Origin of the sequence: Pseudomonas sp. S3E12, assembly GCF_001702295.1 — a bacterium.
Classification (GTDB): domain Bacteria; phylum Pseudomonadota; class Gammaproteobacteria; order Pseudomonadales; family Pseudomonadaceae; genus Aquipseudomonas; species Aquipseudomonas marginalis.
In genome coordinates this window covers 604,194-619,183 of the sequence record NZ_MBDT01000032.1, presented here as the reverse complement: position 1 = coordinate 619,183, position 14,990 = coordinate 604,194, and the positions used below count along the sequence as shown (strand labels likewise).

The 14,990-nt window shown below is 59.8% G+C and carries 9 protein-coding genes; 5 read left to right on the top strand and 4 right to left on the bottom strand.

Going from position 1 to position 14,990, the window contains the following annotated elements:
* Positions 1-166 precede the first annotated feature (166 nt).
* Complete coding sequence (locus tag BB029_RS27050; protein WP_065941540.1) at positions 167-3,496, bottom strand: hypothetical protein; 3,330 nt, start codon at positions 3,494-3,496, stop codon at positions 167-169.
* A gap of 458 nt (positions 3,497-3,954) precedes the next feature.
* Between BB029_RS27050 and BB029_RS27045 the strand changes: the two genes are divergently transcribed.
* The 5 genes from BB029_RS27045 to BB029_RS27025 all read left to right on the top strand — a co-directional run bounded on the left by BB029_RS27045 (position 3,955) and on the right by BB029_RS27025 (position 10,522).
* Positions 3,955-7,452 (top strand): response regulator, encoded by a 3,498-nt coding sequence (locus tag BB029_RS27045; RefSeq protein ID WP_065941539.1) that lies wholly within the window; start codon positions 3,955-3,957, stop codon positions 7,450-7,452.
* The gene (locus BB029_RS27040; RefSeq protein WP_174557012.1) at positions 7,453-8,283 is read left to right on the top strand and encodes a protein-glutamate O-methyltransferase CheR; all 831 of its coding nucleotides are present in this window, start codon (positions 7,453-7,455) and stop codon (positions 8,281-8,283) included.
* Positions 8,280-8,879 (top strand): chemotaxis protein CheB, encoded by a 600-nt coding sequence (locus BB029_RS27035; protein WP_065941538.1) that lies wholly within the window; start codon positions 8,280-8,282, stop codon positions 8,877-8,879. The genes BB029_RS27040 and BB029_RS27035 overlap by 4 nt, the downstream gene beginning before the upstream one ends.
* Positions 8,873-10,066: a hybrid sensor histidine kinase/response regulator gene (locus BB029_RS27030; protein WP_065941537.1), complete on the top strand. Its 1,194-nt coding sequence runs from the start codon at positions 8,873-8,875 to the stop codon at positions 10,064-10,066. Before BB029_RS27035 ends, BB029_RS27030 begins: the two co-directional genes overlap by 7 nt.
* A gap of 78 nt (positions 10,067-10,144) precedes the next feature.
* On the top strand, positions 10,145-10,522 hold the full coding sequence (locus BB029_RS27025) for a response regulator (protein ID WP_027605876.1): 378 nt from the start codon (positions 10,145-10,147) through the stop codon (positions 10,520-10,522).
* A 62-nt stretch (positions 10,523-10,584) separates the two neighbouring features.
* Here BB029_RS27025 and BB029_RS27020 read toward each other — a convergent pair whose 3' ends face one another.
* The 3 genes from BB029_RS27020 to BB029_RS27010 all read right to left on the bottom strand — a co-directional run bounded on the left by BB029_RS27020 (position 10,585) and on the right by BB029_RS27010 (position 14,924).
* A complete protein-coding gene (locus BB029_RS27020) occupies positions 10,585-12,255 on the bottom strand; it encodes a response regulator (RefSeq protein ID WP_065941536.1) in 1,671 nt (556 codons plus the stop codon).
* Positions 12,252-13,754, bottom strand: coding sequence for an ATPase domain-containing protein (locus BB029_RS27015; protein WP_065941535.1), 1,503 nt, complete (start codon positions 13,752-13,754; stop codon positions 12,252-12,254). Before BB029_RS27015 ends, BB029_RS27020 begins: the two co-directional genes overlap by 4 nt.
* 111 nt (positions 13,755-13,865) lie before the next feature.
* Complete coding sequence (locus BB029_RS27010) at positions 13,866-14,924, bottom strand: tetratricopeptide repeat protein (RefSeq protein WP_065941534.1); 1,059 nt, start codon at positions 14,922-14,924, stop codon at positions 13,866-13,868.
* Between the last annotated feature and the right edge of the window lie 66 nt (positions 14,925-14,990).

The following is a 14,990-nucleotide window of genomic DNA, read 5'->3' as shown; positions in this document are numbered from 1 at the left end:
GAGTATTGTGACGGCAACGGGCCAGAATGTCCCGTTTGGGAAAGAGAAGCAGGGGCATTTTTTGTCTGGTTGAGCACGGGGCCCATCAGTGTTGGCCGCGCACCTGAGCCTCACGCCTTCAAACGAGGCGAGGAGGCTCAGCGGACTCAATGCCCGAAACCGTACTTCATAGCGGCGTAAAGACCAGATGCGCTACGGCCAAGTCGTCAACCTTGTCGTAAACCACGTCGCGAGAATGGAACTCACTGACGTTGTACTCGATCGTCCCGCGTTTTGTGCCATAGGGATTTCGTGTTGGGGCAGTCAATCCGCTACTTAACACTTTATCCAATCCCTCTTGCATGGATTGCAATGTTTGAAACTTTACCAATCCCGCGTTTGGGTCGTAGAAAAACCAATCCGTAGTCCCATCCTTGACCCTGATGCCGGCAATTAATCCATGGTCTTTTTCACCGATTCTGAGTGTCTTCGATGTAGGGGAGTTGGTGAGATCCTCAATGATCTGCGCGACATTCAATTTCTTGAAGGGTTGATCTAAGTGATAACTTATCTTATGACCAGCGACGTCCTGGAAAGACCTCAGCGTCTTGATGAATTTTTGCGATTGCTGCGTGAGCGGAGAGGCCGCTGCGCGGTAAAGATTCGTCAGGAATAGATCCTCCTTTCCTTGCTCGATAGCCATGGCCATCGTATTTGCCATTGCGGCGCATTCGCCGCGTGACGCGGGGTCGACATGGGCGAGGTAGTGATGCTGTGAGGCAGGAGTCAACTGCACACCCGGAGCCTTGACGTCGGCATTAAGCAGTTGAGAGGCGTACTTGGCTTCCTCAATTGCCTTTAATTTTATTTGCTTGGCGAGTATGCCAATCTCCTCCGCTGTCAGGCTTGGGTCGGAAATCAGCTCGATGAGACCCCTGCCGCTGATATTGGAATGGTAATTACGAAGTTTTGTCACTTCCCCATGGTCGTAGCCGCGATTAAAGTCGGAACGATTCTGCGGCTGTTGCGCCCGTTCCAGGTTTTGCTTGAACCCCTCATGATGAGACCCGTTCAGAGGGGTAGCATCGTTGATAGTTGTCACCCTGCCATTAATGGGGGTGAAGTCTTGCAAGGGGGCGCCAAAGGGTTGCTGCTTGACCGCGTCGTACGCATACCAGTTCCCGTCCCGGTGTACGGCGATCCCGTCGATATTACCCTCGGCAGCCTTGAACGATCCGATGGTTGCGGTGCCGTATTCCTTGTTTGCGGCCTTCAACAGGTCATAGCTTCCGGATGCGCCACGCACCTTGTTGATCAGTACCTGCCCGGAATCGCCGAGAAATCTTGCGCCGCGCGTGGCGAGCTTGGCGGCTCCCGTCGCCGCGCCCCTCACTCCGCTCAACGGGTTGAGCGAGCTGATAAGGCTACTGCCGATGATGCGACCCGCCTGCAATGCCTTTACGGCAGCGGACGCCGAGGATGCAGCCACCTTGGCGAGCTTTGCGGCAGCACCGTAACCCATGGTCAGCAGCCCGAGAGCATCCAGGCCGAGGTCGAAAAGCCCGGCTTCATAGTCACCGTCACGAAAGTTGACAATGGCCGATCTCAAGGGAATCAAGTTGAGAGAAAACTGCTTGAGTCGCTCATCACTTTCTTTCTGCTGATCGAGTGTCGTGCTTCCCCTGGCTTGCTGCCATTGGTTCCTGATACCAAGGTGCTCAAAAAAAGCGCCTGCCAGGTCGTGTGTTCGGGTAGAGGTGAAACTCGATGGGGGACGAGAAGGGTTCTCCGGCGGCTGTTCTCGCTCGAGCCGGTCCTTGTGCTCAGGGTCGAACTTTTCTACTTCGGTCGATATATTCGCGTCGCGCCATCCACCCCGCGTGATGGCTGCCTCACTCTGTCGCTTGACGATGCGTTTGTTCCGGACATCGATCTCATAAACATTGACCTGGGTTTCTCCGTCAACCTGCCTTTCGGTTCTTACCAGCAATTCATTGAGCCTGGATTGGGAGGTGGCCGGGTTTATGAAACCCCTGCCAATCTTGTATTGATTGTATTGAAATAATTCGATTTTACCGAACTCCAGGTTTTTCCGATCTTCCAGTGGCAGCTCGGAAATCATGTGTTTTACCTGGGTCTGAATGCCTTCTTCGAGTGATTTGATCGCCGATTCGTATTGCTCTAGAAATATCCCATTGACGTTGAGCCGGGGTTGCTGATTGATCAGATCGATCGGAAGGTCAGGGTCGTCGGTTTTCCAGTTGACGTTGATGCCCATCATGGCCATGTCCAGCATCGAGTGCTTGCCATCCAGTTGCTTGGCTTTGTCATCGGTGACAGTTGAGAGACTTTTCGACTCAAAGTCCGTGCGCTCACCAAAATGCTCCTTGAGTTTTTCCAGGGCGATGGCTTTTCTACTTGGAATCTCGGCAGTGATTAATTGGGAGGCCTTGATTCTGGCGCTTAACTGCTCATTGAACGCGGTCCGGATGCTGTCCACTTCCTCAGGGGTGTAGAGGGCATCGTCCTTCTTTTCGACCAGACCATTGGACACTCCCCAATCCAGTAACAACGGCGTGATGGCGTGTTCCGCAGGACCATTCAAGGCTTGTGCGGCACTCATGACCTGGCCGTAGCTCATCTGCGATGCGGTCCCCGGCGCACTCGCTTCGACCTTGGCCACCGCAAGGCAGAAACTCACCCAGGCCTGGCTGCCGTTCACCAGTGTGTCGGGAATGTCCTTGACCAGGAACTGGGGCGCTGTGCGTGACAGCAACAGGTGGGTGGCCAGCTTAGCTGTGGCCGTCGTGGCCCTGCCTTTAGTCACCAGATGTTTACTGAGCCCCTGGACGATGGCTGACGGTGGCAGGCCCCAATAGTTTTGATGGCCCAAGTCAAAGCCGGCGATTGAATTTCTCGCAGGCAACACGACGGACTCACGATCGAGACCGATGTGAAGGGCGGCCAACACGTAATCGCTGATACTGGCTGGCGTGGCGATACCATTCAGCCCGTCCTGGATCCCTTGCCCTATTGTCTGGGCCATCGGGGACTTGAGCAGGGTGTCCAGCGCCCTGGCCGGGTCTTGCAGTTCGACCTCCGAAAGAGCGCTGGCCTTGATAAGCGCACCCAGCGCCCCTTTGGCCAGCTCCGCCCGGAGTAAGGCGGGCTCGGTCCGGATATTGCCGCGCAGGATGCTGGACTCGACGATGACCCGTATCTTGTGCCGTTGTTCCAGGGTCAGGGGAAGGGGCCAGGATAAGCCCCCACCGAGATCACCCAGCGGCGGTTCCAGGGCGCGGGCGTTCGCGGCATCAGCCAAGTGAACCAGGTCGGCTCGGGTTTCAGGGATAGGTAAATCATGGTGCTTGATAAAGCTTTCCAGGTTGACAGTGGAGTCGCTGCCCGGCGCGCCGGACGCGTGAAAGGTCGAGTGTGGATCAATGACTGTTTGAGTGGTTTTCAAATGTGACAACACGGCTGCTGGAGTCGCGTCCTCTTCCAGGCTCTTCGTCACCTCGGTGAGCTGGTGCGCGAGGTTTTTCCAGTTCTGTGCGTTTGCCTGTGCGCGTGCTTGTGGTGAAAGAGGCAGCGACTCATACGAGGAGCGTCGTGCAGGTGTGGAAGTTGGGTCGCTGTGTATGGACAGGGTGTTACCAGGGGTGGCCTGCGACTGAGCAGGCGTCGATGCAATGGAGTGATCTATAACCTGGGGCCGTGGCTGGAGGCTCATTGAGGATGCCATCTTCATTACCTTTGGTTGTTGGTCCTCCCTGGACCCGACTCAGACCTCTGTTGAGTGTCGGGGACGCACCCAGGTGTTCCTCCGGCATTGGTTCCATAAATGTCGGGCATCAGCGGTGGCAAGTTTGAGGTGTTCATGTGTTTAAACCTTAATCCGCGTCAGAAACGTAGCCCTCTACCGGCACTTTGGGGCAAACTCCCGGTTTTTCCCTATTTGGCCAAGGCATGCCCATGACTCCCGCGTCGTCCGTCGATGAAAAGAGCTTTCGTACACTGCTCAGCCGAAACGTGGCATTGCCCCTGGGGGTGGGCGTGCTCAGCGCGGTGTTTTTCGTCTGTCTGATCACCTATTTGCTCTCGGTGATCCAGTGGGTGGAACACACGGACCGGGTCATCAACAACCTCAACGAGTCGTCCAAGCTGACCGTCGATCTTGAAACCGGCATGCGTGGTTTCCTGATCACCGGGGACGAGCACTTCCTCGACCCGTACGAAGTGGCCAAGCCGCGCATCATTGCCGACCTGCGTAACCTGCAGGAGCTGGTGGCGGACAACCCGCAACAGGTGGACCGCCTGAAACGCCTGGAAGCCCTGCAAGCCGAATGGAACAAATACGCCCAGTCGATGATCGACCTGCAGCGCGAAAGCGGTGACTATCGCAACGCCGTCAAGTCCGGCCGGGGCAAGCGCCTGACCGACGAAATTCGCAAGGAATACGAAGACGCGGTGGCGATGGAGCAGCAGTTCCGGATCACTCGCAATGAACAAGTCACGCGCACCACGGTGATCAGCGTCACCCTCTATCTGTTGTTCGTTCTCGGCCTGAGCGGGATCCTGGCCTATATCGGTAGAAAAAATTTAATCGCCCTGTCAGTTAGTTACAGCGCAAACCTCGCGTCACAACAGAAGATCGCACAACGCCTGGAGCGGCAGGCGTGGCTGCGTAACGGCCAGACCGAACTGGCCGAACAGGTGCTCGGCCAACTGACCTTGAACATGCTCGGGCGCAATATCCTGCAGTTCTTTGCCCAATACATGGGCTCGGCGGTGGCGGCGCTGTATGTGCGCGAAGAGCACGGCGGCCTCAAGCGTGTGGCCACCTATGGCTTCTCCCGCGAGCAGGAACAGCTGGAGCAGTCGATCTACAGCGATGAGGGCATCGTCGGGCAGGCCGCCCAGCTCGATCGCCTGATTCGCCTGGACGACGTGCCGGTGGACTACTTCAAGGTCAGCTCCGGCCTGGGGGAAGGCTCGACCCGCAGCGTGCTGGTGGTTCCCACCAGCGATGACAACCGCGTCAACGGTGTGATCGAACTGGGCTTTTTGCGCCCGCTGGAGGAGCGCGACGTCGAACTGCTGGAGCTGATCGCCGGCAATATCGGCACCTCCATCGAAGCCGCCCGTTATCGCCAACGCCTGCAGGAAGTGCTGGCCGAAACCCAGCAGCTCAACGAAGAACTGCAGGTACAGCAGGAAGAACTCAAGACCGCCAACGAAGAACTCGAAGAACAGTCGCGCATTCTCAAGGAGTCCCAGGCTCACCTGGAAACCCAGCAGGCCGAGCTGGAGCAGACCAACGAGCAACTCGCCGAACAGACCCAGACCCTGGCCGAACAGCGCGACGCCATGGACCGCAAGAACGTCGAACTCAACCAGGCCCAGCTGGAGCTGGAAGATCGCGCCGATGAATTGCAGCGCTCCAGCAAGTACAAGTCCGAGTTCCTCGCCAACATGTCCCACGAACTGCGCACGCCGCTGAACAGTTCGTTGATCCTGGCCAAGTTGCTGGCGGAAAACCCCCAGGAAAACCTCAGCGCCGAACAGGTCAAGTTTGCCGAGTCGATCTATTCGGCGGGCAATGACCTGCTCAACCTGATCAACGACATCCTGGATATTTCCAAGGTGGAAGCCGGCAAGTTGGAAGTGCGCCCGGAAAACTCAAGCGTCACGCGCCTGGTCGATGGCCTGCGCGGAATGTTCGAACCGTTGGCCGCCGACCGTAAGCTGGGCTTCCAGGTACAGGTGCACGCCGATGCACCGATCATGCTGTTCACCGACCGCCAGCGCCTGGAGCAGATCCTCAAGAACCTGCTCTCCAACGCGATCAAGTTCACCGAGCAAGGCGAGGTCAGCCTGTCGGTCTCCCGCGCGCCGGGGGAAGGCATCGCCTTTACCGTGCGCGATTCGGGCATCGGGATTGCCCCGGACCAGCAGGAAAGCATCTTCGAGGCGTTCCGCCAGGCCGATGGCACCACCAACCGCCGTTACGGCGGCACGGGCCTGGGCCTGTCGATTTCCCGCGACCTGGCCGCGTTGCTTGGCGGCTATATCAGCGTGACCAGTGAGCCCGGCAAAGGCAGCACCTTTACCCTGGTGCTGCCGGAGCAGTATGTCGAACGCGAGGAAGATGCCGCACCGATCGAGCAACCGCGCCAGGTGATTACCGCGCCCGCACCCACGCCCGTCGCAATTTCGCCGCTGCCGGTGGCCGACACCAAGCAGATCCCGCGCTTCGCCGATGACCGCGACAAGGCGCCGTTCACCACCCGCTGCATCCTGGTGGTGGAGGACGAACCGAACTTCGCCCGCATCCTGTTCGACCTGGCCCATGAGTTGGGTTACCAGTGCCTGGTGGCCCACGGCGCGGACGAGGGCTACAGCCTGGCCGAGGAGTACATTCCCGATGCGATCCTGCTGGACATGCGCCTGCCGGACCATTCCGGGCTCACCGTGCTGCAACGCCTCAAGGAGCACGCCAACACGCGCCATATCCCGGTGCACGTGATTTCCGTGGAAGACCGTGTCGAAGCTGCCATGCATATGGGCGCCATCGGCTATGCGGTAAAACCGACGACGCGCGAAGAGCTCAAGGACGTGTTTGCACGCCTTGAGGCCAAGCTGACCCAGAAGGTCAAACGCGTGCTGCTGGTGGAGGACGATGACCTGCAGCGCGACAGCATTGCCCGCCTGATCGGCGACGATGACATCGAGATCACCGATGTCGGCTACGCCCAGGCCGCCCTGGAGCTGCTGCGCACCAACGTCTATGACTGCATGATCATCGACCTCAAGCTGCCGGACATGCTGGGCAACGAGTTGCTCAAGCGCATGGCCACCGAAGATATCTGCTCGTTCCCGCCGGTAATCGTCTACACCGGGCGCAACCTGACCCGCGATGAAGAGGCCGAACTGCGCAAGTATTCGCGCTCGATCATCATCAAGGGCGCCCGTTCGCCAGAGCGCCTGCTCGACGAAGTCACACTCTTTCTGCACAAAGTCGAATCCCAGCTGTCCCATGACCGCCAGAAGATGCTCAAGACCGCCCGCAGCCGCGACAAGGTCTTCGAGGGGCGCAAGATCCTGTTGGTGGACGACGATGTGCGTAACATCTTCGCCCTGACCAGCGCCCTGGAACACAAAGGTGCCGTGGTGGTGATCGGACGTAACGGCCGCGAAGCCATCGAGAGACTCAATGAAGTCGACGATATCGACCTGGTGCTGATGGACGTGATGATGCCGGAGATGGACGGCTACGAGGCCACCGCCTTGATCCGCCAGGACCCGCGCTGGAAGAAGCTGCCGATCATCGCGGTGACGGCCAAGGCCATGAAAGACGACCAGGAGCGCTGCCTCGCGGCGGGTTCCAACGACTACCTGGCCAAGCCGATCGACCTGGATCGCCTGTTCTCGCTGATTCGCGTGTGGCTACCGAAGATGGAACGCATTTAAGTGGAGCAACGTTTTTTGGAGAAGAGCAGCGATATTGAGCTGCGCCTGTTGATCGAGGCGATTTACCTCAAGTACAGCTACGACTTTCGCGACTACTCCGGTGCGTCGGTCAAACGCCGCGTGGCCCATGCCTTGCGCCAGTTCGACTGCGCCACGATTTCAGCGCTGCAGGAGCGGGTGCTGCACGACCCGGCGGCGTTCATGCAGTTGCTGCAGTTCCTGACGATCCCGGTGAGCGAGATGTTTCGCGACCCGTCGCACTTCCTGGCCATTCGCCAGGAAGTGGTGCCGCTGCTCAAGACCTACCCGTCGATCAAGATCTGGATTGCCGGCTGCAGCACAGGGGAGGAGGTGTACTCCATGGCCATCCTGCTGCGTGAGGAAGGGCTGCTGGAACGTACGATCATCTATGCCACCGATATCAACCCCGCGTCCCTGGATAAAGCCAAGCAAGGCATCTTCTCCCTGGAGAACGTGCGGGCCTACACCGCCAATTATCAGCAGGCCGGGGGGCAGCGTTCATTTGCCGACTACTACACGGCGGCTTACGATTACGCGATCTTCGACAAATCGCTGCGTGAGAATGTGACGTTTGCCGACCACAGCCTGGCGACCGATAGTGTATTCTCAGAAACTCAATTAATTTCATGTCGTAACGTACTGATTTACTTCAATAAAAAATTGCAGGATCGAGCGTTTGGGCTGTTTCACGAGTCGCTGTGCCATCGCGGCTTCCTGGTGCTCGGCAGCAAGGAAACCCTGGAGTTTTCGGGGTACAGCAAGCAATTCGAGCCCTTGGTCAAGCAGGAACGGATCTACCGCAAATCATGAACGACGTTGCCGCCAACCCGATTCGCGGGATTGAAGCCATCGTCGTCGGCGCCTCCGCCGGCGGCGTCGAGGCGTTGCTGAGTATTTTCAGCGAACTGCCCGACACCTTCGGCCTGCCGATCATTGCCGTATTGCACCTGCCGGATGAGCGCCGCAGCCAACTGGCGGAAGTCTTTGCGCGACGCCTGTCGATTCCGGTACGGGAAGGGCAGGACAAGGAAGCGATCCAGGCAGGCACGTTGTATTTCGCCGGCCCCGGTTACCACCTTTCGGTCGAGCAAGACCGCAGCCTGTCCCTCAGCCAGGAAGAGCGGGTACACCATTCCCGGCCGGCGATCGACTACCTGTTCGCCTCCGCCGCCGATGCCTATGGCAAGGGCCTGCTGGCGATTTTGTTGACGGGGGCCAACCAGGACGGCGCCCACGGGCTGGCCCATGTCAAGCATTCGGGCGGCACCACCGTGGTCCAGGACCCCAGCGAAGCACGGATTGCCGTGATGCCGCGGGCGGCCCTGGCCCTGCACACCCCTGACCATATTCTGACCCTGAGCCGCATTGCCGCATTGCTGGCTTCCCTGGAATCCTCCCCATGTTAAGTACTGTCCAGGCCAAACTGCTGATCGTCGACGATCTGCCGGAAAACCTGCTGGCCCTCGAAGCGTTGATCAAGCGCGAGGACCGTCAGGTCTTCAAGGCATTGAGCGCCGATGAAGCCTTGTCCCTGTTGCTGGAGCACGAGTTCGCCATGGCGATTCTCGATGTGCAGATGCCCGGCATGAACGGGTTCGAACTGGCCGAGCTGATGCGCGGCACCGAGAAAACCAAGAACATCCCGATTGTGTTCGTCAGCGCCGCCGGCCGTGAACTCAACTATGCGTTCAAGGGCTATGAAAGTGGCGCCGTGGACTTCCTGCACAAGCCGCTGGATATCCACGCGGTCAAGAGCAAGGTCAATGTGTTTGTCGACCTGTACCGCCAGAGCAAGGCGATGAAGCAGCAAGTCGAAGCCCTGGAGCGCAGCCGCCGCGAGCAGGAGCTGTTGCTGACGCGCCTGCAGGCGACCCAGGCCGAGCTGGAGCAGGCAGTGCGCATGCGCGACGACTTCATGTCGATCGTCGCCCACGAGGTGCGTACGCCCCTTAACGGCCTGATCCTCGAAACCCAGCTGCGCAAGATGCACCTGGCCCGGGATAACGCCGCCGCGTTCACCCTGGACAAGATGCACGCCATGGTCGACCGCGATGAGCGCCAGATCCAGAGCCTGATCCGCCTGATCGAAGACATGCTCGACGTCTCGCGTATCCGCACCGGCAAGTTGTCGATACGCCCGGGGCGCTTCGACCTGGCGCAATTGGTGAGCAACCTGGTGGAGAATTTCGCACCGCAGGTGGCTGCCGCCGAATCGTCGATGCACCTGGCGGCCGAGGGGCCGGTGGTGGGCAATTGGGATGAGTTTCGTATCGAACAGGTGGTCACCAACCTGCTGACCAACGCCCTGCGCTACGGGGCCAAGAGCCCGGTGGAGGTGCGCGTGTATACCGAGCATGAGGAAGCCAGGGTAGAAGTGCGTGACCACGGGATCGGCATCAGTGAAGAGAACCAGAAGCGTATTTTCCAGCAGTTCGAACGGGTGTCAGCCAGCCAGGTTGCCGCGGGACTGGGCCTTGGGTTGTTTATTTCCGAACAGATCGTAGCCGCCCATGGCGGCACCATCGAGGTCGAGAGCCAGATAGGCGAGGGCGCCTTGTTCCGGGTGTGCCTGCCCCTTGAACCGTCGGCATGAAATCAATCGTCACCCCGACGCAACCTCTACGTGACCCCATGGTCGTAATTGCAGCAATTGACCGGACAAAGGCTTCCCATGAGTGAAGATGCACAAGATGTCGTACTGATCGTCGAGGACGACGAATCCATTATGTTTGTGCTGGGTGAGTACCTGGCCGGCCTGGGTTATCGGGTATTGAAGGCGATCAATGGGGAGCAGGCCTTTGAAATCCTCGCCACCAAGCCGCACCTGGACCTGATGGTTACTGACTACCGTTTGCCCGGTGGGATTTCCGGCGTGCAGATCGCCGAGCCGGCCATCAAGTTGCGCCCGGAATTGAAAGTGATCTTTATCAGCGGCTACCCGCAGGAAATTCTCGACTGCAACAGCCCGATCACGCGCAATGCACCGATCCTGGCCAAGCCGTTTGACCTGGATACCTTGCAGGAGCATATACAGCGGTTGTTGGCCTGAAGGGCCAGGTGGTGCATCAGGCTCTTCCCGAGCCTGAATGACACTGCTTGGCTAATGGCCATTTACGCCCGAATCATCTCCCGCACCTTCGCCGTCAACAAATCAAACGTAAACGGCTTGGTGATCAACTGCATCCCCGGATCCAGGAACCCCCCACGCACCGCCGCATGCTCGGCATATCCGGTAATGAACAGCACCTTCAGGTCCGGACGAACCTGCCGGCCTATCTCTGCCAGTTGGCGTCCATTCATGCCGGGCAAGCCGACGTCGCTGATCATCAGGTCAATGCGCTGGGCGGATTCGATAATCGGCAGTGCGCCATTGGCATCGCCCGCTTCGACAAAAGCGTAGCCCAGCTCACTCAATACCTGGCTGACCAGCACGCGCACCGCCGGGTCGTCCTCGACGATCAGCACGGTTTCCCCGCTGTTGGCAATCGGCAGCAGAGTAGGGTCCACGGTCACATCGGGTGTGATTTCGCCGACGAAACGCGGCAGGAACAGGCTCACCGTGGTGCCTTTGCCTACCTCGCTGTGGAGTGTCACATGCCCGCGCGACTGGCGCGCGAAACCGTAGATCATCGACAAGCCCAGGCCGGTGCCCTGGCCAATGGGCTTGGTGGTGAAGAAGGGGTCGAATACCCGGCCCATGAGGCTTTCCGGAATACCGCAGCCGGTGTCGCTGACGCTCAGTTCCACGTAGTCGCCGGGCTTGAGCGTGCCGTAGGCGGCGGTGAAGACGCTGTCGAGGTGGCGGTTACAGGTTTCGACAACCAGGCGGCCCCCACTCGGCATGGCATCCCGGGCGTTGAGCGCCAGGTTGAGCAGGGCACTTTCCAGTTGATTGGGGTCGGCCTCGGCGGTCCACAACTGAGTGTCCAGGCGCATGTCCAAGGCGATGCTTTCGTTGAGGCTGCGTTGCAGCAGCTCGCCCATGGACGTCACCAGCTGGTTGATCTGTACCGGCTTGGAATCCAGCGATTGGCGCCGCGAGAACGCCAGCAGGCGGTGGGTGAGGCCGGCGGCGCGGTTGGCGGAAGTCACGCCGAGATCGATCAGGCTGTCCAGATCGTCCAGCTTGCCGCGGGACACACGCCTTCGCAGCAGCTCCAGGCTGCCGATAATGCCGGTGAGCATGTTGTTGAAGTCATGGGCGATACCGCCGGTCAATTGGCCGACGGCTTCCATCTTCTGGGATTGGCGCAAGGCTTCTTCATTGCTGCGCAACTGCGCCGTGCGTTCTTCGACTTGCTGCTCCAGCGTCTCAAGGGTGCGCTGCAGGCGCAGTTCGCTCTCGCTCAGGTCGATCAACCTGTCCCGTGCTTCATATTGCCGACGCCGTCCGCGCAGGGCGGCGCTCACCAGGCTGATCAAGGTCACGGGGTGGAAGGGGCGCTCCAGGAACGTCACGTTGCCCAGCAGGCCGCTGAGGTGGGATGAACCGTTCTGCTCGCTGCCGCCGTGATGGGTCATCAGCACGATGGGCAAGTCGGACCAGGCGGGCTGCTGGTGCAGGTATTCCAGCAGGGGCTCCAGGTCCGCGCCGCGCAAGGCTTCGGCTGCGATGATCAGCATCCCGGCGCCTTGCTCCACGGCCTCGCACAATGCGGGCAGGCTGCTGGCAACCATGCCGGTGTAGCCGGCTTCCTTGAGCATCATCAGCGCCAACGAACCATCACGGCCCATGGGCGCCAGGACGATTGCGCGTTCGGATACAGGGGAAAGGGTGGTCACACGGCCTCATCCTTGAGCAAAGGCGAACCGGCGCCCATGTAGGTCGGGATGCCGCGCAAAACCCCCTGGAAATTGTCCAACGGTTCCCCGACGGTCATGCCGCGGCTGCTGATACGGTATTCACGGATAGTCGACTCGTGGGCGCCGGTGCGTTTCTTGATAATCGAGATGGCGCGGCGCACCTTGCCCAGCGCCTCGAAATACCGCAGCAGAATCACCGTGTCGGCCAGGTAAGTGATGTCGACAGGAGCCTGCATGTCGCCCACCAGTCCATGTTGCGCAACGGTCATGAACGTCGCCGCGCCACGGCGGTTGAGGTACAGCAGCAGTTCATGCATATGCAGGATCAGCGCGTTTTCTTCCGGCATTGCCGCCTGGTAGCCATTGATACTGTCGATGACCACGGTCTTGATCCCGCGCTCGTCCACGCAACGACGCACGCGGTGGGAAAACTCGCCGGGGGACAGTTCGGCCGCGTCCACCTGTTCGATCAGCAGGTTGCCGGTAGCCTGCAAGGCGGCGAGGTCGATGCCCATATTGTTCATGCGCTCGAACAGCAAACCCAGTTCTTCATCGAAGATAAACAGCGCGGCCTTTTCGCCACGGCCTACCGCCGCTGCGGCGAAAATCATCGAGATCAGCGACTTGCCGGTACCGGCCGGGCCGAGAATCAGGCTGCTGGAGCCGGTCTCGACGCCGCCGCCCATCAGGGCATCCAGCTCGCGAATGCCACTGCTCAAGGTCTGGCGTATGTAACCGCCACGATGCTCCGCCGCGACCAGGCGCGGAAAGACGTGGATGCCATCGTGCATGATGGTGAAGTCGTGAAACCCACCCCGATATTTCTGCCCGCGATATTTCACCACCCGCACGCGACGGCGTTCGGCGCCGTAGTTGGGGGTCAGCTCTTCCAGGCGAATCACCCCGTGGGCCACGCTGTGCACGGTTTTGTCGAGGGATTCGGTAGTCAGGTCGTCGAGCAGCAGCACGGTGGCGTCGTAGCGCACGAAGTAATGCTTGATCGCCAGGATCTGGCGGCGATAGCGCAGCGAGCTTTGCGCGAGCAGGCGGATTTCCGAGAGGCTGTCGATGACCACTCGGGTCGGCTTGACCCGTTCCACCACTTCGAAGATCTGCCGGGTTGCTTCGCCCAGCTCCAGGTCCGAAGAGTACAACAGGCTCTGCTGATGCTCGGCATCCAGCAGGCTCTCCGGCGGGGTCAGTTCGAAGATATGAATATTGTCGTCCAGGTCCCAACCGTGGGACTCGGCGCCCTGGCGCAACTCACGCTCGGTTTCGGACAGTGTGATGTAGAGCGTTCGCTCACCCGCTTTCGCCCCGGCCTGCAGGAAGTGCAGGGCGACCGTGGTTTTACCGGTGCCAGGTTCACCTTCCAGCAGGAACAGGTGGCTGCGCGATAGCCCTCCGGCAAGAATGTCGTCGAGACCTTCGATGCCGATGGCTGCTTTTTCGGTTAACAACGCTTTGGATGTAGACAAGAAGTGCCCTCAGGTCACATACGAGTAGAGGATGCGCATCCAGGTGGACGCGCCATGTTCTCTTGACCGTAGCGCTTTGTGGCGGTTCAAACTGATGCGCGATTATTGTGCCTACAGGCCTTGCTGCAGTGCCGGATCGTCAGGGTTTTGCTGTTCGAGCTGGGCGAGCAGCACCTGCACATTCTGCAATTGGCCGCTTTCTTTCCAATAGTTGACCAACAGCACCCGCGCCTTGCGATTGGCCGGGTGACGCTGGACGATTTCCTCCAGCTGGCGCTGGGCCGCTTCCAACTCCTGCTGGGCATGCAGGGTCGTGGCGAGGTCGTAGCGGTAATCCTGATTGTCCGGTTCCAGCTCCACGGCCTTGGACAGGCCGAGCAGGGCATAGGTGCGCTCGCCATGGTGCAACAGCCACATACCCAGGGCATGTTGCAGGTAGGCCGACTCAGGGTGCGCCGCCAGTTGCCGGGCCAGCAGTTGGCGGGACTCATCGGTCTTGCCCTGTTTATCCAGCAACTCGATCTGCGCGACCACCGCTTGCAGGTTGTCCGGTTGCAAACGCATGGCCTGTTCCAGGGCGTTTTGCGCTTCCGGCAGCAGGGCGCTGTGAATGTACAGGCGCGCCAGTTGAATCCAGCCTTCGGCCGTTTCCGGCTGGGCCTTGAGCTTTTTCACGAACTCGTCCAATACCTGCTGCAACGGCCCGAAGTACAGGCCCAAGGTGTCGGGCGACAGGCCGAGCAGGGCATTGGCGGCGGCAAAGCGTACGCTTTGTTCGGGATCGTCGAGCACCGGGCCCAGCAGCAGGGTGCGCTGGCCGCTGGGCACCAGGCCGACAATGCTGTGGATGGCCGCTTCGCGCACCTGCGGGGCGTCGCTGGTGAGGTCTTTGTCGGCGAGCTTCAAGGCCTGGGGGCTGGGGTAGTTGGGCAATTCGGCATGCAGCGCGGCGCGGCGTTCGGGGGACAGGTCCGGCCGGCCCAATTGCTGATACAACACGCGCGCGGCGCCCGGCTCACCGTTACGTGCCTGCTTCAAGGCTTTCGAATAACCGTGGGCAATGGCCGCAGGCACGGCCACCTGGGTGGTGCGGGAGAAATACCAGGTGATCAGCACAATCAACAACAGGGCGCACAGGCCGACGATGGAGTAACGGCGTGACTTTGACATGCAGGCGTCCGAAAAGCTGAAGAAGCAAAGCCGCAAGCTTCGGCCAGACCACGGCAGGTGTCAAAC

Bases quoted from the DNA above. Each gene is read 5' to 3' on its own strand.
- BB029_RS27045 (WP_065941539.1), top strand. From the start codon at position 3,955: ATGACTCCCGCGTCGTCCGTCGATGAAAAGAGCTTTCGTACACTGCTC.
- BB029_RS27035 (WP_065941538.1), top strand. From the start codon at position 8,280: ATGAACGACGTTGCCGCCAACCCGATTCGCGGGATTGAAGCCATCGTC.
- BB029_RS27030 (WP_065941537.1), top strand. From the start codon at position 8,873: ATGTTAAGTACTGTCCAGGCCAAACTGCTGATCGTCGACGATCTGCCG.
- BB029_RS27025 (WP_027605876.1), top strand. From the start codon at position 10,145: ATGAGTGAAGATGCACAAGATGTCGTACTGATCGTCGAGGACGACGAA.
- BB029_RS27010 (WP_065941534.1), bottom strand. From the start codon at position 14,924: ATGTCAAAGTCACGCCGTTACTCCATCGTCGGCCTGTGCGCCCTGTTG.